Annotated in this window: 24 protein-coding genes; 14 read left to right on the top strand and 10 right to left on the bottom strand. The window is 66.0% G+C overall.

The genetic code is table 11. The features are described 5' to 3' along the window. Positions 1 to 47: 47 nt before the first annotated feature. Both LG306_RS02935 and LG306_RS02930 read right to left on the bottom strand, forming a co-directional pair. Positions 48 to 686, bottom strand: coding sequence for an alpha-ketoglutarate-dependent dioxygenase AlkB (locus LG306_RS02935; RefSeq protein ID WP_404418079.1), 639 nt, complete (start codon positions 684 to 686; stop codon positions 48 to 50). Then, positions 649 to 1,017, bottom strand: a complete 369-nt coding sequence (locus LG306_RS02930) for a hypothetical protein (protein ID WP_055755085.1) — start codon at positions 1,015 to 1,017, stop codon at positions 649 to 651. Before LG306_RS02930 ends, LG306_RS02935 begins: the two co-directional genes overlap by 38 nt. Before the next feature lie 290 nt (positions 1,018 to 1,307). Between LG306_RS02930 and dnaK the strand changes: the two genes are divergently transcribed. The 3 genes from dnaK (at position 1,308) to dapB (ending at position 5,339) form a co-directional block, all read left to right on the top strand. Beyond that, on the top strand, positions 1,308 to 3,215 hold the full coding sequence (gene dnaK, locus LG306_RS02925; protein ID WP_039246674.1) for a molecular chaperone DnaK: 1,908 nt from the start codon (positions 1,308 to 1,310) through the stop codon (positions 3,213 to 3,215). Between the two features lie 175 nt (positions 3,216 to 3,390). Then, a complete protein-coding gene (gene dnaJ, locus LG306_RS02920; protein ID WP_045810964.1) occupies positions 3,391 to 4,593 on the top strand; it encodes a molecular chaperone DnaJ in 1,203 nt (400 codons plus the stop codon). Continuing rightward, complete coding sequence (gene dapB / locus LG306_RS02915) at positions 4,590 to 5,339, top strand: 4-hydroxy-tetrahydrodipicolinate reductase (RefSeq protein WP_404418076.1); 750 nt, start codon at positions 4,590 to 4,592, stop codon at positions 5,337 to 5,339. The genes dnaJ and dapB overlap by 4 nt, the downstream gene beginning before the upstream one ends. 88 nt (positions 5,340 to 5,427) lie before the next feature. Here dapB and dnaQ read toward each other — a convergent pair whose 3' ends face one another. From dnaQ to LG306_RS02890, 5 genes are all read right to left on the bottom strand, one after another. Next, on the bottom strand, positions 5,428 to 6,150 hold the full coding sequence (gene dnaQ / locus LG306_RS02910; protein ID WP_404418074.1) for a DNA polymerase III subunit epsilon: 723 nt from the start codon (positions 6,148 to 6,150) through the stop codon (positions 5,428 to 5,430). 24 nt (positions 6,151 to 6,174) lie between these two features. After that, positions 6,175 to 6,807 (bottom strand): dephospho-CoA kinase, encoded by a 633-nt coding sequence (gene coaE / locus LG306_RS02905; protein WP_404418072.1) that lies wholly within the window; start codon positions 6,805 to 6,807, stop codon positions 6,175 to 6,177. Continuing rightward, the gene (locus LG306_RS02900) at positions 6,804 to 7,634 is read right to left on the bottom strand and encodes a shikimate dehydrogenase family protein (protein ID WP_404418070.1); all 831 of its coding nucleotides are present in this window, start codon (positions 7,632 to 7,634) and stop codon (positions 6,804 to 6,806) included. The genes coaE and LG306_RS02900 overlap by 4 nt, the downstream gene beginning before the upstream one ends. After that, positions 7,631 to 8,176 (bottom strand): Maf family protein, encoded by a 546-nt coding sequence (locus LG306_RS02895; RefSeq protein ID WP_404419622.1) that lies wholly within the window; start codon positions 8,174 to 8,176, stop codon positions 7,631 to 7,633. The genes LG306_RS02900 and LG306_RS02895 overlap by 4 nt, the downstream gene beginning before the upstream one ends. Before the next feature lie 86 nt (positions 8,177 to 8,262). Beyond that, positions 8,263 to 9,132, bottom strand: coding sequence for a pyruvate, water dikinase regulatory protein (locus LG306_RS02890; protein ID WP_404418068.1), 870 nt, complete (start codon positions 9,130 to 9,132; stop codon positions 8,263 to 8,265). 450 nt (positions 9,133 to 9,582) lie between these two features. Between LG306_RS02890 and hemE the strand changes: the two genes are divergently transcribed. The 11 genes from hemE (at position 9,583) to LG306_RS02835 (ending at position 19,992) form a co-directional block, all read left to right on the top strand. Then, positions 9,583 to 10,641, top strand: coding sequence for a uroporphyrinogen decarboxylase (hemE, locus tag LG306_RS02885; RefSeq protein ID WP_404418066.1), 1,059 nt, complete (start codon positions 9,583 to 9,585; stop codon positions 10,639 to 10,641). Continuing rightward, positions 10,638 to 11,699: a ferrochelatase gene (gene hemH / locus LG306_RS02880; protein ID WP_404418064.1), complete on the top strand. Its 1,062-nt coding sequence runs from the start codon at positions 10,638 to 10,640 to the stop codon at positions 11,697 to 11,699. Before hemE ends, hemH begins: the two co-directional genes overlap by 4 nt. Further along, a complete protein-coding gene (locus tag LG306_RS02875; protein WP_404418063.1) occupies positions 11,696 to 12,163 on the top strand; it encodes a CopD family protein in 468 nt (155 codons plus the stop codon). Before hemH ends, LG306_RS02875 begins: the two co-directional genes overlap by 4 nt. A gap of 207 nt (positions 12,164 to 12,370) precedes the next feature. Beyond that, complete coding sequence (gene rho / locus LG306_RS02870; protein WP_404418061.1) at positions 12,371 to 13,804, top strand: transcription termination factor Rho; 1,434 nt, start codon at positions 12,371 to 12,373, stop codon at positions 13,802 to 13,804. A gap of 83 nt (positions 13,805 to 13,887) precedes the next feature. Then, positions 13,888 to 14,112 (top strand): DUF6489 family protein, encoded by a 225-nt coding sequence (locus LG306_RS02865; RefSeq protein WP_137720449.1) that lies wholly within the window; start codon positions 13,888 to 13,890, stop codon positions 14,110 to 14,112. Positions 14,113 to 14,148: 36 nt separating this feature from the next. Further along, on the top strand, positions 14,149 to 15,456 hold the full coding sequence (gene mnmE, locus LG306_RS02860) for a tRNA uridine-5-carboxymethylaminomethyl(34) synthesis GTPase MnmE (RefSeq protein ID WP_404418059.1): 1,308 nt from the start codon (positions 14,149 to 14,151) through the stop codon (positions 15,454 to 15,456). Between the two features lie 100 nt (positions 15,457 to 15,556). After that, positions 15,557 to 17,437, top strand: a complete 1,881-nt coding sequence (mnmG, locus tag LG306_RS02855; RefSeq protein ID WP_404418056.1) for a tRNA uridine-5-carboxymethylaminomethyl(34) synthesis enzyme MnmG — start codon at positions 15,557 to 15,559, stop codon at positions 17,435 to 17,437. After that, a complete protein-coding gene (gene rsmG, locus LG306_RS02850; RefSeq protein ID WP_404418053.1) occupies positions 17,437 to 18,069 on the top strand; it encodes a 16S rRNA (guanine(527)-N(7))-methyltransferase RsmG in 633 nt (210 codons plus the stop codon). The genes mnmG and rsmG overlap by 1 nt, the downstream gene beginning before the upstream one ends. Continuing rightward, positions 18,050 to 18,868, top strand: coding sequence for a ParA family protein (locus tag LG306_RS02845; RefSeq protein WP_039246649.1), 819 nt, complete (start codon positions 18,050 to 18,052; stop codon positions 18,866 to 18,868). The genes rsmG and LG306_RS02845 overlap by 20 nt, the downstream gene beginning before the upstream one ends. A gap of 24 nt (positions 18,869 to 18,892) precedes the next feature. Next, positions 18,893 to 19,783, top strand: a complete 891-nt coding sequence (locus tag LG306_RS02840; RefSeq protein WP_404418049.1) for a ParB/RepB/Spo0J family partition protein — start codon at positions 18,893 to 18,895, stop codon at positions 19,781 to 19,783. A gap of 26 nt (positions 19,784 to 19,809) precedes the next feature. Then, positions 19,810 to 19,992 (top strand): hypothetical protein, encoded by a 183-nt coding sequence (locus LG306_RS02835; RefSeq protein WP_295170389.1) that lies wholly within the window; start codon positions 19,810 to 19,812, stop codon positions 19,990 to 19,992. A gap of 2 nt (positions 19,993 to 19,994) precedes the next feature. Here LG306_RS02835 and holA read toward each other — a convergent pair whose 3' ends face one another. The 3 genes from holA to leuS are packed head-to-tail and all read right to left on the bottom strand — an operon-like array spanning position 19,995 to position 24,102. Beyond that, positions 19,995 to 21,047 carry a DNA polymerase III subunit delta gene (gene holA / locus LG306_RS02830; RefSeq protein ID WP_066553619.1) on the bottom strand — a complete coding sequence of 351 codons (1,053 nt, stop codon included), beginning with the start codon at positions 21,045 to 21,047 and terminating at the stop codon, positions 19,995 to 19,997. Then, positions 21,044 to 21,523 carry an LPS assembly lipoprotein LptE gene (gene lptE, locus LG306_RS02825; protein ID WP_404418045.1) on the bottom strand — a complete coding sequence of 160 codons (480 nt, stop codon included), beginning with the start codon at positions 21,521 to 21,523 and terminating at the stop codon, positions 21,044 to 21,046. Before lptE ends, holA begins: the two co-directional genes overlap by 4 nt. After that, complete coding sequence (gene leuS, locus LG306_RS02820; protein ID WP_404418042.1) at positions 21,523 to 24,102, bottom strand: leucine--tRNA ligase; 2,580 nt, start codon at positions 24,100 to 24,102, stop codon at positions 21,523 to 21,525. The genes lptE and leuS overlap by 1 nt, the downstream gene beginning before the upstream one ends. Between the last annotated feature and the right edge of the window lie 9 nt (positions 24,103 to 24,111).

The following is a 24,111-nucleotide window of genomic DNA, read 5'->3' as shown; positions in this document are numbered from 1 at the left end:
AGTTACGCCGCAGCTTGCCGTCGAAAGCCAGTCCAAAAATCAGGCGCTCAACCGGCGCAGCGCAGCGTCAGGTTCAGCCGACCGCCGCCGGGGATCAGGCGCGACGATCCGGCCAGCACGCGGTCAACGCCGTGACGGGCCAGGCGCGCGGGTCCGGTCAGGGCGCAGACGTCGCCGCTGTCCAGCCTCAGCGTCGTGGTGCGTCCGCCGTTCGCCGCGCCGATGCGGAACGTCGCCGCGTCTCCCAACGACACCGACAGGACAGGGGCGCCGAGATCGGCCTCGTCCTTGTCCTGATGCAGGCCCATCTTCGCCGCATCGCGATACAGATTGACCAGACAGGCGTCCGGCGGTGTGGGCCAGCCGACCGTGGCGTGCCACAGATCGAGCAGCACAGTCGGGATCGCCGGCCAGGGTCGCCCGGTCTCGGGATGGGTCGACTGATAGCCATAGCCGCCCCGGCCGGAGACCCAGCCCAGCGGCCCGAAGTTGCTCATCTGAACCGAAAAAGGCCGACCGCCCGGCGTGGTCGTCCGATACAGCGTCGCGTCATCCAGCCGGGCGAACACCTCGGCGACCAGATCAGCCTGCGCCACGGCGTCGAGCGCCCCCGGCCAGAGCCGGAAGCCCTCGACGGCGGTCTTCACCTCAACGGGTGTAGGTGTATTCGCTGACCTCACAGACATTGATGCGCGACCGCGTCAGCTCCTGACCGTTGGTGAACTCGGCCTTGAAGTCATAGATGCAGGCGCCCGAGCCGTCATCGATGTTGATGCGCACATCCTGCCCGCTTTCCAGAACGTCCGAGCCCAGGATGTCCTCTTCCCAGTCGTCGCTGCGCGAATCCGACGCGTAGAAGCGCAACATGGTCCAGCCGGTTCGGTTCTTGATGGTGACGTGCCGGTCATAGCCGTCCTTCGACTGCACCATGGGCGTCGCAGCAGGCGGCGCGGCGGCCGCTGCGGAGCCAACAAGAATGGCTGCGGCGACGACGGCCTTGAGCGTGGTCTTGATCATTGTTTCCTCTCCCTTCCTCGATCGCGATCTCCAGAGCGCGATGCAAAATCTTATGCGCCGTAATCGCCGCGCCTGCATCTTCGAATTTCGACGTTCTTCGAAAGTGTTGAATCGCATAACGCCCTTGCGGGCCGGGGGGATTTTCCCATATCGGGGCCAGCTTCGGAGAAACCCCGCGAAACTTGGGGCTATCCAGCCTGATCCACGCCAACCCAACCGGGGGCGGTCACGCGCGGCGCTTCGTCGAAGGCCGCCGCATCGCCCGCCGAACCAGAGAGACTGAAGAACACATGGCCAAGATTATCGGCATCGACCTGGGCACCACCAACTCGTGCGTCGCCGTCATGGACGGCAAGACGCCGAAGGTGATCGAAAACGCCGAGGGCAACCGCACGACCCCGTCGGTCGTGGCGATCCAGGACGGCGCGGAAGTGCTGGTGGGTCAACCCGCCAAGCGCCAGGCCGTCACCAACCCGTCCAACACCTTCTTCGCGATCAAGCGCCTGATCGGCCGCAACTTCGATGATCCCGTCGTCGCCAAGGACAAGGGCATGGTGCCCTATGAGATCGTCAAGGGCCCGAACGGCGACGCCTGGGTGCGCGCCTTCGGCAAGGACTATTCCCCGCAGCAGATTTCGGCCTTCACCCTGACCAAGATGAAGGAAGCGGCCGAGGCCTATCTGGGCGACAAGGTCACCCAGGCCGTGATCACCGTGCCGGCCTACTTCAACGACAGCCAGCGTCAGGCCACGAAGGACGCTGGCAAGATCGCCGGCCTGGAAGTGCTGCGCATCATCAACGAGCCGACCGCGGCGGCCCTGGCCTATGGTCTGGAAAAGAACGACGGCCAGAAGATCGCCGTCTATGACCTGGGCGGCGGCACCTTTGACGTCTCGATCCTGGAGATCGGCGACGGCGTGTTCGAGGTGAAGTCGACCAACGGCGACACCTTCCTGGGCGGCGAGGACTTCGACCTGCGTCTGGTCGATTACCTGGCCGACGAGTTCAAGAAGGAGCAGTCGGTCGACCTGCGCCAGGACAAGCTGGCCCTGCAGCGCCTGAAGGAAGAGGCCGAAAAGGCCAAGAAGGAGCTGTCGACCACGACCCAGTACGAGGTCAACCTGCCGTTCATCACCATGAACGCCTCGGGTCCGCTGCACCTGAACATCAAGCTGACGCGCGCCAAGCTGGAAAGCTTGGTCGAGGATCTGGTCCAGCGCACGATCGAGCCGTGCAAGAAGGCCTTGGCCGACGCCGGCCTGAAGGCCTCGGACATCGACGAAGTGGTTCTGGTCGGCGGCATGACCCGCATGCCCAAGGTCGTGGAAGCCGTGAAGGCCTTCTTCGGCAAGGAGCCGCACAAGGGCGTGAACCCTGACGAAGTCGTGGCCCTGGGCGCCGCCGTTCAGGCCGGCGTTCTGCAAGGCGACGTCAAGGACGTGCTGCTGCTGGACGTGACGCCGCTGACCCTGGGCATCGAAACCCTGGGCGGCGTGTTCACGCCTCTGATCGAGCGCAACACGACGATCCCGACCAAGAAGAGCCAGACCTTCTCGACCGCAGACGACAACCAGTCGGCCGTGACGATCCGGGTCTTCCAGGGCGAGCGTCCGATGGCGTCGGACAACAAGATGCTGGGTCAGTTCGACCTGATGGGCATTCCGCCCGCACCGCGCGGCATGCCGCAGATCGAGGTCGCCTTCGACATCGACGCCAACGGCATCGTCAACGTCTCGGCCAAGGACAAGGCGACCAACAAGGAGCAGTCGATCCGCATCCAGGCGAACGGCGGCCTGTCGGACGCCGACATCGACAAGATGGTCAAGGAAGCCGAGGCCAACGCCGCCACCGACAAGGCCAAGAAGGATCTGGTCGAGGCGCAGAACGCCGCCGACAGCCTGATCCATTCGACCGAAAAGGCCCTGGCCGAGCATGGCGACAAGGTGGGCGCGGACGAGAAGACGGCCATCGAGACCGGCTTGGCCGAGCTGAAGACCGCGCGCGAAGGCACGGATCCAGAAGACATCCGCGCCAAGACCAACACCCTGGTCCAGGCCTCGATGAAGCTGGGTGAAGCCATGTACGCCCAGCAGCAGGGCGACGCCGCCGCCGAAGGCCAGCCGGCCGACGACGGCGTGGTCGACGCCGAGTTCGAGGAAGTGTCGGACACGGACGGCGACGACAAGAAGAGCGCCTGATCCGTCACAGGTCGCTGAAATGATACGGCCCCGCTTGTCTTGCGATAGGCGGGGTCTTTTCATGAAACTTGCATCATTGGTCCCGGACCCCATGTCAGCCGGGACATCGATTTCGACCAACGCTCGATAAGAGGCGAGGCGAAAGCGAACGGGGAAGTATGAGGACGAACGCCCGATGGCGCGTGATTATTACGAAGTTCTGGGTGTCGAACGCACGATCGACGCCCCCGGCCTGAAAGCCGCCTATCGCAAGCTGGCCATGGTTCACCACCCCGACCGCAACGGCGGCTCGGAAGAGTCGATGGCCAAGTTCAAGGAGTTGTCCGAGGCCTATACGGTGCTGTCGGACGACAATAAGCGCGCGGCCTATGACCGTTACGGCCATGCGGGCGTGAACGGCGGCGGGGGCGGCAATCCCTTCGGCCAGGGCGGCCAGGGTTTCTCGGACATCAACGACATCTTCTCCCAGGTCTTCGGCGATGCGTTCGGCGACGCCTTCGGTGGACGCCAGGGCCGGGGCCAGCAGGGCGGACCGCGCCGGGGCTCGGACCTGCGCTACGATCTGGAGATCACCCTGGAGCAGGCCTACAAGGGCGAGGACGTCGAGATCGACATCCCCTCGACCATGACCTGCGACACCTGCGAGGGGTCGGGCGCCAAGCCGGGCACCAAGCCCGTCACCTGCACCACCTGCCAGGGCGCCGGTCGCGTGCGCCAGGCCAACGGCTTCTTCCAGGTCGAGCGCACCTGCCCCCGATGCCATGGCCAGGGTCAGATGATCGCCGATCCCTGCACCACGTGCCACGGGCACGGCCAGGTGCGCAAAACCCGAACCCTGAACCTGAAGATCCCGGCCGGCGTGGACGACGGTTCGCGCATCCGTCTGTCGGGCGAGGGCGATGCGGGCCAGCGCGGCGGACCGCGCGGCGATCTGTACGTCTTCATCTCGGTCACGCCGCACGACCTGTTCGAGCGCGACAACCTAGACCTGCTGGTCACCGTGCCCGTGCCGATGACGGTGGCGGCCCTGGGCGGCGAGATCGACGCCCCCTGCCTGGTCTCCACGGCCTGCGACGGCAAGTGCAAGGCCTCCGTCGCCGTGCCGGCCGGCGCCCAGACCGGCAAGACCGTGCGCATCAAGGGCAAGGGCATGCCCCATCTGAACGGCCGCAACCGGGGCGATCTGGTGGTCGAACTGTTCGTCGAGACGCCTACCGATCTGACCGCGCGCCAGCGTGAGTTGCTGGAAGAGCTTGCCCTGTCGTTCGGGGAGGGGCAGAACCCCAGGAATTCCAGCTTTGCCGGAAAGGCGAAGCGTTTCTGGGCCGACATCCTGGGCAATCAGGACGCGGACGGGTCGAAAGAGAACGCGGTTTGAGCGCAATCTTCCACGCCGGCATTTCCGGCTATCGCGGCCGGATGGGGCGTGCGGTCTCTCAGGTGCTGGACGCCCGCGAGGACGTGGTGGTCGCCGCCCGCCTCGATTGGGGCGAAACCGCCGACCTGTCGCTGTGCGACGTGATCATAGACTTCTCGACCCCGGACGCCTCGGTGGCCCTGGCCCAGAGCGCGGCCGAGCGCGGCGGCCCGGCCCTGGTGATCGGCTCGACCGGCTTCACGGACGAGCAGGAGGCCGACCTGATGAAGGCCGCCGAGAGGGTCGCCATCGTCAAGAGCGGCAACTTCTCCCTGGGCGTGAACATCCTGATCGGCCTTGTCCAGCACGCGGCCCAGCGTCTGGACGCCCAGGATTGGGACATCGAGATCACCGAGGCCCACCACCGCCGGAAAGTGGACTCACCGTCGGGCACGGCCTTGATGCTGGGCGAGGCGGCCGCCGAGGGGCGGTTCGCCGATCTGAATGACCTGCGATCCAAACCCTACGACGGGGTCCAGGGCGAGCGCGAGAGCGGCAAGATCGGCTTTTCCTCCATCCGCGCCGGCGGCATCATCGGCGAGCACACGGTGCTGTTTGCATCGGAAGATGAGGTGCTGACCCTGAGCCATTCGGCGATCGATCGGTCGCTATTCGCCAAGGGCGCGGCCGCCGCCGCCGCCTGGGTGCGGACGCGGGGCCCCGGCCTCTATGACATGCAGGACGTGCTTGGCTTTCGGCAGGCATGATTTAGAGGCGCTGACGCGCCGCGCTACGTTCGCGACGCGGTCGCTCTCTTCTTGAGCGCATCTATTGTGCGGTGTTGGGAGTAGTGACTTACGCCGCGTCTTCCTGAACAGGCAGGCCGTAGGCTTCCCATAGTGAGCGGTCCTTCAGCGCCTTGGCGAGGAAGGCGACGTGGGCGGCCTGTTCCTCGGGCGTGGAGCGCGGCGCCAGCGGGCGGGGGCGCTGGCCGTAGGCGGCGGTTTCGATGACGCCGCCGGGGCCACGACCGACCGGCGCGGACGACAGGTCCAGCACCCGTTCCTTGCCGCCGCGAAGCTCCAGATAGACCTCGGCCAGCAGACGGGCGTCGATCAGAGCGCCGTGCAGCGTCCGCTCGACCAGCGACACCTTGTAGCGTTTGCACAGGGCGTCCAGCGAGTTGGGCATGCCCGGAAACCGCGTCTGTGCCAGTTTCAGCGTATCGATCCAGCGCGCCTCGCCGGTGATCGGCCGGCCGCACCGCGCATATTCGAAGTCGATGAAGTTGCGGTCGAAGGCGGCGTTGTGGGCGATCATCTGCGCATCGCCGATGAATTCGATCAGCTCGTCGGCGATCTCGGCGAACTTGGGCGCATCCTTGACCTTCTCGTCGGTGATGCCGTGAACCCGGATGGCGTCGGGCGGGATCAGCCGCTCGGGATTGACGAACCGATGGAAGGTCCGCCCCGTCGGCAGCAGATCCTGGATCTCGATACAGCCGACCTCGATCAACCGGTCGCCCGTCTTGGGGTCGAAGCCGGTGGTTTCCGTATCCAGAACGATCTCGCGCGCCATTCGCCCTTAATGGCGGCATTCGCCTCAGCGCGAAAGGCTCGCCGCGCCGCGCCGGGGAGATATCCACGACGGGTCCAGAACGGCGGCGACGATCGCCTCGACCTCGTCCCGCGCGGCCTCCAACCCCCGGCCGGTGTCGATGACGAAATCGGCGCGGGCGCGCTTTTCGGCGTCCGGCATCTGGCGCGCCAGGATGGCGTCGAACCGTTCGCGGGTCATGCCGGGACGAGCCAGGACGCGCTCCGCCTGGATCGCCGGATCGGCGGTGACCACGACAACGGCGTCGACGGCCTTGTCCCCACTCGTCTCGAACAGCAGGGGGATGTCCAGAACCGCCAGTTCCACACCCGCCGTGCGCGCCGCCTCCAGATCCGCCGCGCGACCTTGGGCGACCAGGGGGTGCACGATAGCCTCCAGACGACGGAATGCCGTGTCGTCTTTCCCAAGCGCCTCGGCCAAACGCGTGCGATCGACCGCGCCGTCCACGACGACGCCGGGAAAGGCTTCGCCCACAGGCCCGACCGCCTCACCGCCGCGCGCGTAGAGGCGGTGAACCGCATCGTCGGCGTTCCAGACGACGGCCCCCAGATCGGCGAACATGGCCGTCGTCGTCGACTTGCCCATGCCGATGGAGCCGGTGAGACCGAGCAGGATCATGCCGTCTCGCCCAGATGGGTCATCAACAGGGCGCGAAGATCGAGAGGCGGCGGCGCGCGGCGGAACAGGGCTTCGAACGACGGCGCCGCCTGGCCGATCAGCATGGCCAATCCATCCACCGTCGGCAGGCCGCGTTCGCGCGCTGCCGTCAGGAACGGCGTGGCCAGCGGCTTGTACGTCATATCCATCACCACCGTGCCGGGCGCGATCCGGTCGAAGTCGATGCTGGGCGGGACGCTCAGCGCATTGATGACCAGGGCTGCGCCATCAAAAGCGGCCTCGGCCGTCATGACCCGAACCGAGGATCCAAGATCGGCGGCCAGGGCCTCAGCGCGTTCGGGCGAACGGTTGACGACGCGCACCTCGGCGCCGGCCTCGACCAGGGCGCCGGACCCTGCGCGGGCCGCGCCGCCGGCGCCCAGCATCACCACCGGCCGGCCGGCCACGTCCAGGTCCGGCGCCTGTTCCTTCAGGCCACGCATCAAGCCCACGCCGTCGGAACTGTCGGCCAGCACCCGCCCGTTTTCGAACTGCAGGATATTGGCCGAGGACGTCAGCCGGGCCGCCGCCGTCGCCTGATCCGCCAAGGCGAAGGCCTGTTCCTTGAACGGGGCGGTGACGTTCAGCCCCATGATCAGACCCGCGCGCCCTGCCGCGACTAGGGACTCGAAGCCGGCCGCATCCGCAGGGGCGAAGGGGACGTAGGCGCCGTCGATAACGCCGGCCGCCAGCCAGGCGTTGTGGATGACCGGGCTGAGCGAATGGGCGACCGGATTCCCGGCGATCCCGGCGACCATGGCCGCCCCGGTTATGCGGTGAGTGCTCATGCCGCGATCACCCCAGCCCGACGCAGCTCTTTCAACACCGGCCAGAGCGGCAGGCCCAGCACCGTGAAATAGTCGCCGTCCACCGCCTCGAACAGCTGCGAGCCCAGCCCCTCCAGCCGATATGAGCCGACGCAGGACAGCAGGGCCTCGCCCTCGGCCGCCAGATAGGCGTCGAGGAAGGCGTCCGAGAAATCGCGCATCCGCATCTGAACCGTATCGACGCCGGACCAGACGATCTGGCCCTTGGTTGCCAATGCTGCGCCGGAATGCAGCTGGTGCGACTTGCCGCGCATGGCTTTCAGCCGCTCGCGCGCCGCGTCCAGAGACCTGGCCTTGGAGACCAGGCCGCCGTCGAAGGCCAGGGTCTGATCCGAGCCGAGCACCCAGGCGGTCTCATCGTCGCGTGAGACGGCCAGGGCCTTGGCTTCCGCGAGACGAACGGCGAGGGCGGCGGCGTCCAGGTCGGTCGAGATGGCCTTGATGGCGTCCTCGTCCACATCGGCGACGCGCACCTCAAAGGCGACGCCGGCGTTTTCCAACATGGCGCGCCGGGCCGCGCTCTTGGACGCCAGGATGAGAGTTCCGCGCTCAAGCAGCCCGGAGGGCGATAGCGCAGCAGGAATGCTTTTCACCAGGTGGTCCCGATCTTGTGGTTGCGATGTTCGCTCAGCAGATTGGTGATCGCCGCCGCCGTCTCCTCCACCGAGCGGCGGGTCACGTCGATGGTGGGCCAGCCGCGCCGCTCGAAGGCCCGCCGGGCCTTGATCGTCTCGTCGCGCACGGCGTCCTGGTCGGTATAGTTCGACGACTGGCTGGCGTTCAGATTGTCGATGCGGTTGCGGCGGATCTGAACCAGCCGATCCGGCGACACGGTCAGGCCGATCACCAAGGGGTTCTTCAGCTTGGTCAGCCGCTCGCCGTCCTCCTGACCTGGCACCAGGGGCACGTTGGCCGCCCGGATGCCGCGGTGGGCCAGATAGATGCAGGTCGGGGTCTTGGACGTCCGGCTGACCCCGCACAGAACGACGTCGGCGCCCTCCAGCTGATCCAGCGTCCCCTGGCCGTCGTCGTAGGCCATGGCGAAGTCCAGCGCCGCGATCCGGTTGAAATAGTCGTGGTCCAGCGCGTGCTGGGCGCCGACACGGGTGGACAGGGCCGCGCCGAGATAGCGCGACATGGCTCCGACCAGGGGATCCAGCGCGCCGATCTGGGGCATGTCCAGGCGACGACAGCCCTCTTCCAGCTGCTCGCGCAGATCGCGGTCGACCAGGGTGTGGAGAACGACGCCCGGCGCGGATTCTACTTCCTGCAGCACCCGCTCCATCTGCTTTGGCGATCGCACCAGGGAATAGATGTGCTCAATCGGAATAACGCCGTCGAAACGCGCGGTCACCGCCTTGGCCATGGCGTTCAAGGTCTCGCCGGTAGAGTCCGACACCAGGTGAACGTGGAAATATGTGGCCAGACGGGCCGGTCCCGAGGGTCTCGCAGGGCTCATGAGACTGTCTGTCTCCCTGTTGAAAGTTGGGGGACGGCGTTGGACCGTCGGGGCGCCGTTTTTCTTAGCCGCTGATCGATCCGCCCGCGAGCGGGGATGATGGTGGATCGCGTTGGTCGCCCGCCGCCGGATCATCCCAAGGCGGAAAACCGAAGTCCCAACCGCTGTGGAAAATCCTAATGAAAGGTTAACGGCGCTTAACCGCGTTCACAGCCGCAAGCCCCCGCAAACCCTGGCCCGTTAAGGTTTCGTTAGGGATTGTCCACCGGCGGGATTAGTCGTTTCGACATCCCCGTTAACGATAGGCCAGACGTGGATATCCGCTTTTGTTCCGCCGCCTCCGATCGAGTCATCCCCGCCATTCCACCGCCCTACCTGCCACTTCGAATCTTTTAATTCTTAATCTGATTAGGGATTGAGAGCGGGGGGCTGTGACCTTAATCCTCCGACATGACCGATCAGACCCAGACTGCCGATCCGACACCCCTGGTGCTCCGGGCTCTCCGCGGGGAGACGCTGGAGCGTCCGCCGGTGTGGTTCATGCGTCAGGCTGGTCGGTATCTGCCGGAGTATCGCAAGCTGAGGGCCGAGGCGCCCGACTTCATCGCCTTCTGTCTGAACCCCGAAATGGCCGCCGAGGCGACGCTTCAGCCCATGCGCCGGTTCGGCTTCGATGCGGCCATCGTCTTCGCCGACATCCTGCTGATCCCGCGCGCCCTGGGCCAAGACGTCTGGTTCGAGACGGGGGAGGGGCCGCGTCTGGGCGAAATGCCGATCCCGGGTCGGATGGCCGAGCTCGCCCCGGCGGCGGGCGAGCATCTGTCGGCGGTGGGCGAGACCCTGTCGATCGTGCGCGCGGCCCTAGAGCCGGGACGCGCCCTGATCGGATTCGCAGGCGCGCCCTGGACAGTGGCCACGTATATGCTGGACGGCCAGGCGCGCACCATCGGCAAGGGCGAACGCGCCCAGGCCCGCACCTACGCCTATGCCGATCCCGAGCGTGTCGACGAGACGCTCGAGGTTCTCGTCGAGGCCACCGCCCGATATCTGAAGATGCAGGCCGACGCCGGCGCCCAGGTTCTGAAGATCTTCGAGAGCTGGGCGGAGGGTTTGCCGGACGACCTGTTCGAAAGATTGGTCCTGAAGCCCCACCAGGCGCTGGTGAAGCGCACGCGGGAGCTGGGGGTCACCGTACCCCTGATCGGCTTCCCACGAGGCTCTGCGGCCCTTGCAGAGCGGTATGCGGAGGCGGTCGAGGTCGACGCCGTCGCCCTGGACACCGCCTGCCCGCTCGAGGTCGGCAAACGGGTGCAGCAGATCAAGCCAATCCAGGGGGCGCTCGACCCGCTGTTGCTGCGCGCGGGCGGCGATCTGCTGGACCGACGCGTCGATCAGCTGATGGAGGCCTGGGGGCAGGGGCCTTGGCTGTTCAACCTGGGCCACGGCATCTTGCCGGACGTGCCGATCGACCATGTCGAACAGGTTCTGAGACGGATCGGCGCCCAATGAGCGATGCGAACCCCGGCCGCCGCATTGCGGTGGTGCTGTTCAATCTGGGCGGGCCTGACGATCAGGCTTCGGTCAAGCCGTTCCTATTCAACCTGTTCAACGATCCGGCCATCATCGGCCTTCCGGGGATGTTCCGCACGCCTCTGGCCAAACTGATCTCCAGCCGGCGCGAAACCAGCGCCCAGGCCAACTACGCCCTGATGGGCGGGGGATCGCCGCTGCTGCCCGAAACCCGTCGTCAGGCCGAGGCTTTGCAGGCGGTGCTTGGCGCGCGGCTTGGCGGCGATGAGGTCAAGGTCTTCATCGCCATGCGCTATTGGCATCCGTTGACCGAGGAGACGGCGGCCGAGGTCGCCGCCTTCGGACCCGACGAGGTCGTCCTGCTGCCGCTCTATCCGCAGTTTTCGACCACGACGACGGAATCCTCTCTGAAGGCATGGAACGCCGCCTATGCCGGGCCGGGCGTCAGTCGCGCCGTCTGTTGCTATCCGGCCGCCACCGGCTGGGTTGAGGCCCAGGCCCAGGCGATCGGCGAGAAGCTGGACCAGGCGGTGGGTCAGCCGGTCCGGGTGTTGTTCTCCGCCCACGGCATCCCCGAGAAGCTGGTGACCGGCAAGGGCGATCCCTATCAGGAGCAGATCGAGACGACGGTCGCAGCCGTGGTCGCCGCGATCGAGGCGCAGCGCGGGAAGATCGACCACGCCATCTGCTATCAAAGCCGGGTCGGGCCGATGAAATGGCTGGGCCCGTCAACGCCCGAAGCCATCGAAGCCGCGGCCAGGGACGGCGTCGGCGTCGTCGTCACCCCCATCGCCTTCGTCTCGGAGCATATCGAGACCCTGGTCGAGCTGGATATCGAATATGGCGAACTGGCCCACGAAAAAGGGGCCAGTCCGTATTTGCGGGCCCCGGCGGTCGGGATCGAGCCTCTGTTCATCGACGCCTTGGCCGACGCAGCCGTGAGCGCCCTGTCGCACAGGGGCGTCGCGCCGTTCGGCCAGGGGTGCAAGGCGGACTGGAAGGCCTGTCCGCATCGAAAGGGAAGGCAGGCGGCATGAACACCTACGATCTCGCACGTGGACTGCACATTCTGGCGGTGATCGCCTGGATGGCGGGCCTTCTGTTCCTGCCTCGACTCTACGCCTATGACGCCGAACAGAACGCCAAGCCCGAACCGCTGAAAAGCGAAATGCAGGCCCTGCTGCGCCTGTGGCAGACGCGGCTACTGCGCATCATCCTGAACCCGGCGATGATCCTGGCCTGGGTCTTCGGTCTGTGGCTGATCCACATCGACATCTCGGCGCGCGGCGCCGCCTTCCTGGCCGAGCCGTGGATGATCGCCAAGCTGGCGGGTGTCTTCCTGCTCAGCGGTTGGCATGGCTTCCTGGCGGCCCAAAGGAAGAAGATTGCGGCCGGCACGTCCAAATATTCGGGCAAGTTCTGGCGGATGACGAATGAGGTTCCGTTCGTTCTGGCCATCGTCATGGTGCTGTCGGTGACGACGGAGTGGACGTTCCGATAGGCGGCTCCGCTTGACCTGACCCGTTGCCTGTGGTTCCGCTGACGGCGAACCGTTCGGCGTCCTGCGCCGGCGGTCCCTCTCTTTCGTGACGCCTGCAGGCTTTGGAGCCAGCGGGAGCCCGTCGCACCTCCCTTCGGCCTTCCGGCCAGACAATTCCAGAGACCCGCGCCGCAGCCGTCTGGCCGTGTGCGCCCGCGAGCCTGCATCATGACCGACGTCCGCGACACCAATCCCGAGACCCCCGAGACCGAAGGCGTGGAGGTTGAAGCCCCCACCCATCACGGCGCGGCGCATGAAGCCGGCGAGGCGGCGGGCGCCGATTCCGGCGTGGACACGACGGCGGATGACGAAGAGGACGGTGAGCCCGTCGTCGCCAACGGCCGCATCACGCTCGCCGAATTGAACGAGAAGACCCCGGCCGACCTGGTCGCCTTCGCTGAACAGCTGGAGGTCGAGAACGCCTCGAACCTGCGCAAACAGGATCTGCTGTTCGCCATCCTGAAGGCCCTCGCTGACGAAGAAGTCGAGATCATCGCCGACGGCGTACTGGAAATCCTGCCGGACGGCTTCGGCTTCCTGCGCAGCTCGGACGCCAACTATCTGCCGGGGCCGGACGACGTCTATGTCTCGCCGTCGCAGATCCGCCGCTTCGGCCTGCGCTCGGGCGACACCGTCCACGGGGCCGTGCGCGCGCCACGCGAAGGCGAACGCTACTTCGCCCTGCTCAAGGTCGACACGATCAATCTAGAAGACCCCGAAGCGGTCAAGACCAAGGTCCTGTTCGACAACCTGACGCCGCTCTATCCCGAAGAGCGGCTGCACATGGAAATCCAGGATCCGACGTTGAAGGATCGCTCGGGCCGCGTCATCGATATCGTCGCCCCGCTGGGCAAGGGCCAGCGCTGCCTGATCGTGGCGCCGCCGCGAGTCGGTAAGACGGTGATGTTGCAGAACATCGCAAAGTCGATTGAGCGGAACCACCCGGAAGTCTTCCTGATCGTCCTGCTGATCGACGAACGCCCCGAAGAAGTGACCGACATGCAGCGCACGGTGAAGGGCGAGGTCGTCGCCTCGACCTTCGACGAGCCCGCCACCCGCCACGTCGCCGTCGCGGAAATGGTTATCGAGAAGGCCAAGCGTCTGGTCGAGCACAAGAAGGACGTGGTGATCCTGCTGGACTCCATCACGCGTCTGGGCCGCGCCTACAACGCCACCGTTCCGTCGTCGGGCAAGGTGCTGACAGGCGGTGTTGACGCCAACGCCCTGCAACGACCCAAGCGCTTCTTCGGCGCCGCGCGTAACGTGGAGCAGGGCGGTTCTCTGACCATCATCGCCACGGCCCTGATCGACACCGGCAGCCGGATGGACGAGGTGATCTTCGAAGAGTTCAAGGGCACGGGCAACTCGGAAATCGTGCTGGACCGCAAGGTCGCCGACAAGCGCATCTTCCCCGCCATAGACGTGCTGAAGTCCGGCACCCGCAAGGAAGACCTGATCACGCCGAAGGATCAGTTGGCCAAGACCTATGTCCTGCGCCGCATCCTGAACCCGATGGGACCGCAGGACGCAATCGAGTTCCTGCTCGACAAACTGCGCCAGTCGAAGAACAACTCGGACTTCTTCCAGTCGATGAACACCTGATCCGTCCTTCCTCAAGTAGCCGCGCGCCGAGCGCGTGGCGTTAGGGTAGAAATGGCGTTTCACGTGAAACAGGAGACCGCGCAATGAAGGTCAATGTCGAAGTCGAGTGTACACCGGCGGAGGCGCGCGCATTTCTTGGTCTGCCGGACGTGACGCCACTGAACGACGCCATGGTCGCGGAGATGCAGAAGCGGATGGAGGCCAATGTCGCCGCCATGCAGCCCGAGGAGCTGATGAAGACCTGGACCAGCTTCGGGCTTCAGGCTCAGGACCAATTCCGTCGCCTGATGGAAGCGGCGGTGAAGTGAGCACGCGCTCGCTTCGGAGCCGCTCGGTCTGAGTTGATGATCGACACAATCTTCGCCTTGGCGACGCCGCCCGGCCGAGGCGCCATCGCGGTTCTCCGCCTGTCGGGCCCTGGCGTCGAGGCCGCATTGACGGCGCTGGGCGCAATCCGTTTGAAACCGCGCATGGCGTCGGTGCGCGATCTTAGCCATGCCGGCGATCACATCGATCAGGCGCTCGTCCTGCGTTTCGTGGCGCCCAACAGCTATACGGGCGAGGACGCAGCCGAACTGCATCTGCATGGCGGTCGTGCGGTCGTTGAGGCCGCCAGCCGCGCCTTGATCGCGCTGGGCTTGCGTCCGGCCGACCCCGGGGAGTTCACACGCCGCGCCTTTCAGAACGGCCGCATGGACCTGGCGCAAGCCGAGGCGGTCGCCGATCTGATCGATGCAGAAACCAGCGCCCAGGCCAAACAGGCCTTGGGGCAGTTGGACGGAAAGCTGAGCGAGACCTATGCCGGTTTCCGTCGTGACCTTCTTCACGCGCTGGCCTTGGTCGAGGCCGAGATCGACTTTCCCGATGAAGAGGTGCCGGACAATCTGGCTCGTACGGCGGGGCCGGTGCTGGACCGACTTGGCGCCGACCTGCGACGCGCGGTCGATACGGGGCGGCGTGGCGAACGGGTAAGGGACGGTTATCGCATCGTCCTGATTGGAGAGACGAACGCCGGCAAGTCGTCGCTTTTCAATGCGCTCGTTGCCCGTGAGGCGGCCATCGTGACGCCGATCGCCGGCACCACGCGGGATGTGCTGGATGCGGATCTGGTGATCGGCGGCTATGCCGTGACATTGTCGGATACGGCCGGCCTGAGAGACAGCGACGACCCTGTCGAGGCCGAGGGCGTGCGCCGCGCCCGGCTTCGCGCCGAACAAGCCGACTTGCGCGTCTGGGTTCGCGCGCCGGGTGATCCGGACGGGGTGGCTGCGGTCTACGTCAAAGACGGCGATCTGGTCGTGGCGACAAAGTGCGACCTTGGCGCAGCTCCAACGGCCGACGACTACGAGACTGTGTCAGTCAGCACCGCCACTGGTGATGGCTTGGCCGAGCTTCGGGACTGGATCGCTGCGCGTCTCGCCAGGGATCTGTCGGGCGCCGACTTCCCAGCCGTCACCCAAGAGCGGCATCGGTTGCGTTTGCTGGAGGCGTTGGAAAGCGTCGAGGCAGCACGTGCCGCGCTTGATGTTGCGCCGGAAATGGCTGGCGACGATCTGAGACGAGCCGCGGACGCTCTGGCGCGCGTCACTGGTGCGATCGGTGTCGAGGACATTCTGGACGAAGTCTTTTCGACCTTTTGCATCGGAAAATAGGTTTAGCTGTACCGCTGTTTCACGTGAAACTCCCGCGTCTCATTACGATGTGATACGCCCGCCTCTGGCGATCTAAGGCGTTTTGCCTTATGTCGCGGCGATGATTTCTCCCCCTGATCTCCTCTTCGACGTCGTCGTCATCGGCGGCGGCCATGCCGGCTGCGAAGCGGCGGCGGCCTCGGCACGGGCGGGCGCCCGCACGGTTCTGCTGACCCAGAAGTTGGAGACGATCGGCGAGATGTCGTGTAACCCAGCTATCGGGGGGCTGGGGAAGGGGCATCTGGTTCGAGAGATCGACGCCATGGACGGCGTGATGGGGCGGCTGGCCGATGTGTCCGGCATCCAATTCCGCCTCCTGAACCGGTCGAAGGGCGCCGCTGTTCGGGGCCCGCGCAGCCAGATCGACCGTCGCCTTTATCGCGATGCCATGCAGGCCGAACTGAAGGGGACGCCCAACCTGACCCTGATGGCGGGGACGGCCGAGCGGCTTGTCCTCGAAGGCGACCGTGTGGTCGGCGTCGTGACCGGCGCGGGAGAGACGGTTCGCGCCGGGGCGGTCGTCCTGACGACCGGCACCTTCCTGAACGGGGTCATCCATCGCGGCGACGAGCGCATCCCGGCGGGACGGCATGGTGAGCAGGCGTCGACCGGTCTGGCCGCCGATCTTCATGCCGCCGACCTGATGATGGGACGTCTGAAGACAGGCACGCCCGCACGCCTGGACGGGCGGACGATCGCTTGGGACTGTCTGGAAATGCAGCAGGCGGACGAAACGCCGTCGGCCTTTTCCTTCCTGACCGGCCGGATCGACGTGCCCCAGATCGCCTGTGGCGTGACGCACACCACAGAGGAGACCCATCGGATCATCGCGGAGAATCTCGGCGAGAGCGCCGTTTATGGCGGCAAGCTGTCGGGCCGGGGACCGCGGTATTGTCCGTCGATCGAAGACAAGGTCGTTCGGTTCGCCGACAAGACGAGCCATCAGATTTTCCTTGAGCCTGAAGGCCTGGACGATCCCACGGTGTATCCGAATGGGATTTCGACCTCAGTATCGGAGCCGACCCAGCTCGCCTTCCTTCGCACCATTCCGGGGTTGGAAGCGGTTGAGGTCTTCCGATACGGCTACGCCATCGAATACGACTATGTCGATCCGCGCGAGCTGACGGCGGCGCTGGAGGTCAAGAATCGTCCCGGTCTCTATCTCGCTGGACAGATCAACGGCACGACCGGTTATGAGGAAGCGGCGGCTCAGGGGCTGATGGCGGGGCTGAACGCCGCGCGTTCAGCGGCCGGACAGGAGCCGGTGATCCTGGGGCGTGATCAGGCCTATATCGGCGTCATGATCGACGACTTGGTGACGCGCGGCGTCACCGAACCGTACCGGATGTTCACCAGCCGGGCGGAATATCGGTTGACGCTGCGCGCCGACAACGCCGACCTTCGGCTAACACCCCTAGCGATCGAGCTGGGCATCGTCGGCGAAGATCGGCGCATTCGTTTTGAAGCGAAGGCTTCGGCGCTTGCGGCAGCGAGCGCCGTTTCACGTGAAACACTGTTCACGCCCAATGAGGCCGGTGCGCTCGGCATTTCGGTCAATGCTGATGGTCGTCGGCGCTCGATGCGCGAACTGTTGGCCTTCCCCGATGTGTCTTTGGATCAGTTCGTTTCGGCAGTGCCCGTCATCGCCGATTGGACCGACGACGTGCGCGAGCAGGTCCGGATCGACGCCGCCTACGCCAACTATCTGGATCGCCAGTCGCAGGATGCGGACGCGCTGAAGGCGGAGGAGGGGCTGATGCTCCCGACCGGTCTCGACTACGGCGTTGTCGGCGGTCTGTCGAACGAGGTGAAGGAGAAGCTGGCGCGCGTCCAACCGCGCACCTTGGGCCAGGCCGGACGGATCGAGGGCATGACGCCCGGCGCGCTGACGGCGCTGCTCGCCTATGTGAAGCGCGCGCCCAAGGCGTCGGTCGCGGCCTGATGTTGGACGCCGAAAAGAAGATATTCCGTGCACGCGCCAATGCGTCAGTGGAACAGATCGCCGATCTCGAGGCGTTCCGGCTTCGGTTGGTCGAGGCCAATGCGGTGATGAATCTGGTGGGTCCGGACAGTCTGCCGGACTTCTGGAACCGCCATGTCTGGGACAGCGCGCAGCTGCTCGATCGGGCCCCGGAAGCAAAGACCTGGGCGGATCTGGGGGCGGGCGCAGGCTTTCCCGGACTGGTGCTTTCCATCATGCTCAAGGGGCGGGATGGGGCTCATGTCTGGCTGATTGATAGCTTGGCCAAGCGCTGCCGATTTCTTCAGGAGGTCGTGAATGCCTTGTCCCTGCCGGCGACGGTCATCGTCGGCCGGGCCGAAGCGCAGTCTGTGACGTGTGACATCGTCACCGCCCGCGCCGTGGCCCCGATGGAGAGACTGCTGGGTTATGCACAGCCCTACTTTCAAAGAGGTGCACAAGGCCTGTTCCTGAAGGGGGAGCGTGCCGAATCCGAGTTGATCGAGGCGCGCAAATCCTGGCATTTCGAGGCTGAACTGGCCCCGTCGCAAAGCGACGTGCGCGGCCGCATCGTGACAATCCGGAGCCTCCGCCGTGCCCGCTCAACGCGCTAGAAAGCCCGCCCGCGTCCTCGCTGTTTCCAACCAAAAGGGCGGGGTCGGCAAGACGACGACGGCGATCAACCTCGGCACCGCTCTGGCCGCCATCGGTGAGCGCGTGCTGATCGTGGATATGGACCCGCAGGGCAATGCCTCCACTGGCTTGGGTGTTCCACGTGAAACACGGCGCGTCACCATTTACGATGTCGTCGTAGATCAGCGCTCCATCGCGGATGCCTCGGTGCAGACGACTGTGCCGGGTTTGTGGATCGTCCCGGCCGACGCGGACATGTCGGGCGTTGAGATCGAACTCAGCCAGGCGGATCGCCGATCTTATCGCTTGCGCGACGCCCTGCGGGCACACGACGATGGCCCTACCGCGTATGACTATGTGCTGATCGACTGCCCGCCGTCGCTGAACCTTCTGACGCTGAACGCGATGGCGGCGGCGGATGCGGTGCTGGTGCCGCTGCAATGCGAGTTCTTCGCTCTGGAAGGTTTGAGCCAGCTGATGCGCACCATCGATATGGTCAAGCACAGCCTCAATCCATCGCTGGAAATTCAGGGCTTGGTGCTGACGATGTTCGATCGGCGCAGCGCCTTGTCGGGGCAGGTGGCCAACGACGTCCGCGCCCATTTCGGCGACAAGGTTTATGAGAGCGTCATCCCGCGTAACGTCCGCGTCGCCGAGGCGCCGTCGTTCGGCAAGCCCGCGCTGATCTATGATCTGAAGTGCGCCGGCAGCCAGGCGTATCTGCGGCTGGCCAAGGAAGTGGTGAAGCGCGAACGCCAGCGGCTGAAGCTGGCCGCCTGAGTTTTAATAGAACGGAACAGTATCTTGGCTGAACGACAAAGAGGTCTGGGCCGCGGCCTGTCGGCGTTGATGGGGCAGGACGCCGAGGCGCCGGTCGCATCCGACGCCCCTGTGTCCGCTGGCGTGCGACGTGTGCCGATCGAGAGCCTGAAGCCTAATCCGGACCAGCCGCGCAAGACCTTCCGCCAGGAGGATCTGGAGGAACTGACCGCCTCGATCCGTGACAAGGGGGTGCTGCAGCCGATCCTCGTGCGGACCCATCCAGGTGAGGACGGCGTCTGGCAGATTATCGCCGGCGAACGCCGCTGGCGCGCGTCGCAGGCGGCGCGCCTGACCGAGGTTCCGATCGTGGTCCACGAGATGGACGACGTCGAGGTGTTCGAAGTCGCGATCGTCGAAAACGTCCAGCGCGCAGATCTGAATCCTCTGGAAGAGGCCGAGGCGTACCGCGTTCTGATGGAGCGCTTCGGGCGGACGCAGGATGCGGTGGCGGGCGTGGTCGGCAAGAGCCGCAGCCATGTGGCCAACACCATGCGCCTGCTGCAACTGCCCGAGCGGGTGCTGTTCTATGTGCGCGAAGGCAAGCTGTCGGCGGGTCACGCCCGGGCCCTGATCAATACGCCTGATCCGGGCCAGCTGGCGGATATCGCCTTCGTCGACGGGCTTAGCGTCCGTGAGACCGAGGCCTTGGCGCGCCGTGCGGTCGAGGGCCCGAAGCCGACGAAGGCCAAGTCGGCGTCGGCGGCCGCAGCCGGGGAGGGGGCGGCCGATGTCGCCGCCCTGCAGCAGGACTTGGCCGACGCCCTCGGTCTGAAGGTCCAGTTGTCGGACAAGGGCGGCAAGGGCGAACTGACGATCGGCTACGGTTCGCTGGAGCAGCTCGACGACCTGTGCCGCCGTTTGATGCGCGGCTGACCTGCGGACTGTGCTAGGGTGTCGATATGACTGAAGACGCGACACCCACCGCCGCCGACAAGCTGAAACAGGCGCTTGCCGCCAAGAAGGCCAAGGCGGGTCATGGGTTCAATGCGCAACCCAGCGCCAAGGCCGAAGAGAAGGCCGTTTCAGCGCGCAACGTCGCCATGGCCCAGCCCGCCTTCCGCAAGGCCTCCAAGCGCGGCTAGGGCTACAGCCCCAACCGTCTGGCGCGACCAGCGATTTCCAGCAGCAGGCGTTCGGCGATCAGTTGGTCCGGCATTCCGGTCGTCTTGGTGGCGACATCGGCCGTGTTGATGCTGTCCAAGACTTCGTCCAGGGCTTCCAGCCGCCAGGACCGCGCCTGACGCAGCATTTCGGCCTCCTGCTTCCAGAAGACGCCGGCGGCCTTTGCGGCCTCCTTGGCGTTTGCGCCGTTGGCCTGCAGGATATTGATCCGGCGCAGCTTTCCGAGATGGATCGCCGCAGAGCGAACGGCGAGCACCGACGATTCGCCTTCGGCGAAGGCGCGCCTGAGCCCCGCCTGCGCCGGGCCGGGACGCGCGCCGAAGGCCTGAAGCGCCGCATCCGACAGGGAGGCGTCCGGCTCGACGCCGAGATGATGTTCCAGCGCATCCATATCCAGCGTCTTGCCGGAGCCGGGGCCGATGAAGAGGGCCAGACGCTCGATCTCTTGCCGCATCAGGCCGCGCTCGCGCGGCAGGCGCGCGACGAAGCGGTCCAGGGCGTCAGACGTCAGGCCCACCTTGTCGGCGGCCAGGGCCTCCCGGACCATGCGGGCGACATCGCCGGTCTCGTCCTCGTAGCAGACGATGCCGACCGCGCCGTTTTCCTTCTCGGCCGCCTTTCTGAGCGCGGATTCGCGGCCCAGCTGGTCGGCCTCGACCACCATCATGGCGTCGGGATTGTATCCGCCATCGGCGTGGATCTTCAGCGCGGCGGCGACGGCCTTGTCCACGCCGGGCTTCAGCGCCGACAGACGGATGCGCACCAGACGGCGGCCGCCCATCAGGGACATGGCCGTCAGCGCCTCTTCCAGCTTCGTTTCATCGCCATCAATGTCGCTGTCGGTCAGGACGGTGACATTGAAGGGGTCGTTCAGATCGGGCGTGACCGTCTTGCACAGCACCTCGGCCCGTTCGGCGACGCCGGACCGGTCCTTGCCGTGGATCACCGCCGCCCGGATCGCCGGATCGGGCGCCTTCAGAAAGCGATCGATCTCGGGGCGTTTGGCCAGGATCACGGGTTCGACAGCGCCTGCATCAGATCCAGTCGGATCAGGCGAGCCAGTTCGGCGGCGGCGCGCTCCTCGCCATCCTGCTGGGCGGCGATGGCGGCATAGGGCTGGTCGGCGGCAGCGTAGGTCGTGGTGACCGTTTCCGTGCCGCTGACGGGCATTCCGCCGGCGGCCGGCGTCAGGGTCCAGGTCGCCTTGACCGTCAGTTCATAGCGTGTGGCGGTGTCGTCGATGCGGCGACCCAACGAGCGGCGGTTCTGCTGGACCTCTGTCGTCAGGCGATACAGCGGCGTCGCGCCGCGATCCCAGGCGAGCACGTCTTCCAGCTGCTCGCGCAAGCGATAGCCCAGGCGGTCGTCCTGGGTCGTGACGGCGATCCGGCGCAGGGATGAACCCATGGCCGGCTCGGCGTACATGGGCGTGAAGCCGCAGGCGGAAACCGCCAGAGACGCGAGAACCGCGAGAGCCATCGCGACACGCATCAGCCGGCCACCAGATTGACGATGCGGTCCTTGACCACGACGATCTTCTTCACGCTCAGACCCTCCAGCCGCGCCTTGACCGTTTCGTCGGCCAGGACCAGGGCTTCGACCTCGGACGGCTCCATGCCGCGCGGCACGCGGATTTCCGCGCGACGCTTGCCGTTGATCTGGATGGGCAGGACCACCTCGTCGTCGGCCGCGAGCGCAGCGTCCCACACGGGCCACGGCGCGTCCAGAACCATCCCGTCTTCCCCTAGTTGCGTCCAGGCTTCTTCGGCCAGGTGCGGGGTGAAGGGGGCGATCAGGCGGGCCAGCGCCGAAAGGGCCTGACGCTTGGCGTCGCCGCCGGCCTGGGCATTGTCGCGAATGGTGGCGACGAAGGCGTAGAGCTTGGCGATGGCCGAGTTGAAGCGGAAGCCTTCGACCCCTTCGGACACGGCCTTGATGGCCTTGTGCGTCTCGCGCAGCAGCTCGGCGTTGGCCTTGTCCTCGCCGGCGAAACTGGCGTCATAGGTGTCGAACAGGGTCCAGGCGCGCTGGACGAAGCGGCTGGCGCCCTCGACGCCGCCAGGGGTCCATTGCACGTCCCGCTCGGGCGGGCTGTCGGACAGGACGAACAGGCGACCGGCGTCCACCCCGTGGCTTTCCAGGATTTCGGCCGGAGCGACGACGTTCTTCTTGGACTTGGACATCTTCTCGATGTCGCCGATGACCAGGGTCTCGCCGGTCGAAAGCTGGCGGGCCGAGCGGACGCCGTTGTCGTTCTTCAGCTCCACGTCGGTCGGCTCGACCCAGGCGCCGTCGGCGCGGCGATAGGTTTCGTGAACGACCATGCCTTGGGTGAACAGGCCGGCGAACGGCTCCTTCACCGACAGCATGCCGGCGTCGGACAGGGCGCGGGTGATGAAGCGGGCGTACAGCAGGTGCAGGACCGCGTGCTCGACCCCGCCGATATATTGATCGACAGCCAGCCAGCGGTCGGCGGCGGCCTTGTCGATCGGCGCCTCGGCCGTCGGGTCGGTGAAGCGGGCGAAATACCAGCTGGAATCGACAAAGGTGTCGAGCGTGTCGGTCTCGCGCGTCGCATCCGCGCCGCACGACGGGCATTTGACGTGCTTCCAGGTCGCGTGACGCGCCAACGGGTTGCCGGGCACGTCGAAGGTCACATCGTCAGGCAGGACGACCGGCAACTGATCGGCGGGAACCTCGACGACGCCGCAGGACGCGCAGTGGATGATCGGGATCGGGCAACCCCAATACCGCTGGCGCGAAACACCCCAGTCGCGCAGGCGATAGATGGTCTCGGCGCGGCCCTGGCCGGCGGCCTCGACCTTGGCGATCGCGGCGGCCTTGGCGGCCTCGACGTCCATGCCGTTCAGGAAGTCGGAGTTGAAGATGCGGCCGGGGCCGACATAGGCCTCGGTTCCGATCTCGACCGTGTCGGCGTCGTCGGGTTTGACCACCGGCGTCACCGGCAGATCATATTTGCGGGCGAAGTCCAGATCGCGCTGGTCATGGGCCGGGCAACCGAAGATGGCGCCCGAGCCATAGGTCGACAGCACGAAGTTGGCGGCCCAGACGGGCAGGGTCTTGTCCGGATCGAAGGGATGGCGGACGCGAACGCCCAGATCCACGCCCAGCTTCTCGGCCTTTTCGATCTCGGCTTCGCTGGTGCCGGTGTGAGCACAGGCCTTGATGAAGTCCGCTACGTCCGGCCGATGTTCGGCGATGGCCTTGGTCAGGGGATGGTCGGGCGCCAAGGCCAGGAAGCTGGCGCCGAACAGGGTGTCGGGGCGGGTGGTGTAGACCTCGATCGGATCGCGGGCATGGTTCGGCTCACCCTCGGGCGAGGCGGGCAGGAAGGCCGGCGCCTCGGCGATGTCCCACCACAGGGTCGCGCCCTTCGACTTGCCGATCCAGTTCTCCTGCATCAGCCGGACCTTTTCGGGCCAGCGGTCCAGGGTCTTCAGACCGTCGATCAGGTCGTCGGCATAGTCGGTGATGCGCAGGAACCACTGGTTCAGCTTGCGCTTCTCGACCAGGGCGCCCGAGCGCCAGCCTCGTCCGTCGATCACCTGTTCGTTGGCCAGGACGGTGTTGTCGACCGGATCCCAGTTGACCACCGCATCCTTGCGATAGATCAGACCACGCCGATACAGCTCCAGGAACCAGGCCTGCTGCTTGCCGTAGTATTCCGGGTCGCAGGTGGCGAACTCACGCGACCAGTCCAGCGACAGGCCCAGCAGCTTCAGCTGCTCGCGCATGTTTGCGATGTTGGAATAGGTCCAGCCTTTCGGGTGTATGCCGCGCTCCATGGCCGCGTTCTCGGCCGGCATGCCGAAGGCGTCCCAGCCCATCGGGTGCAGAACGTCGTACCCCTGCGCGCGCTTGGACCGCGCCACCACGTCGCCCATCACATAGTTGCGGGCGTGACCCATGTGGATGGCGCCCGACGGATAGGGGAACATCTCGAGCACATAGTATTTCGGCCGGCCGGTGTCCTTCGTGACGAAGGCGGAAGCCTCGGCCCATCGGGCCTGCTGGCGGGGTTCGGCGGTCTTGGGTTCGTAACGGGCCACGGTCGTCCT

Source organism: Brevundimonas vesicularis (assembly GCF_044807075.1).
Lineage (GTDB): Bacteria > Pseudomonadota > Alphaproteobacteria > Caulobacterales > Caulobacteraceae > Brevundimonas > Brevundimonas vesicularis_G.
This window is presented reverse-complemented; position numbering and strand designations above follow the sequence as displayed.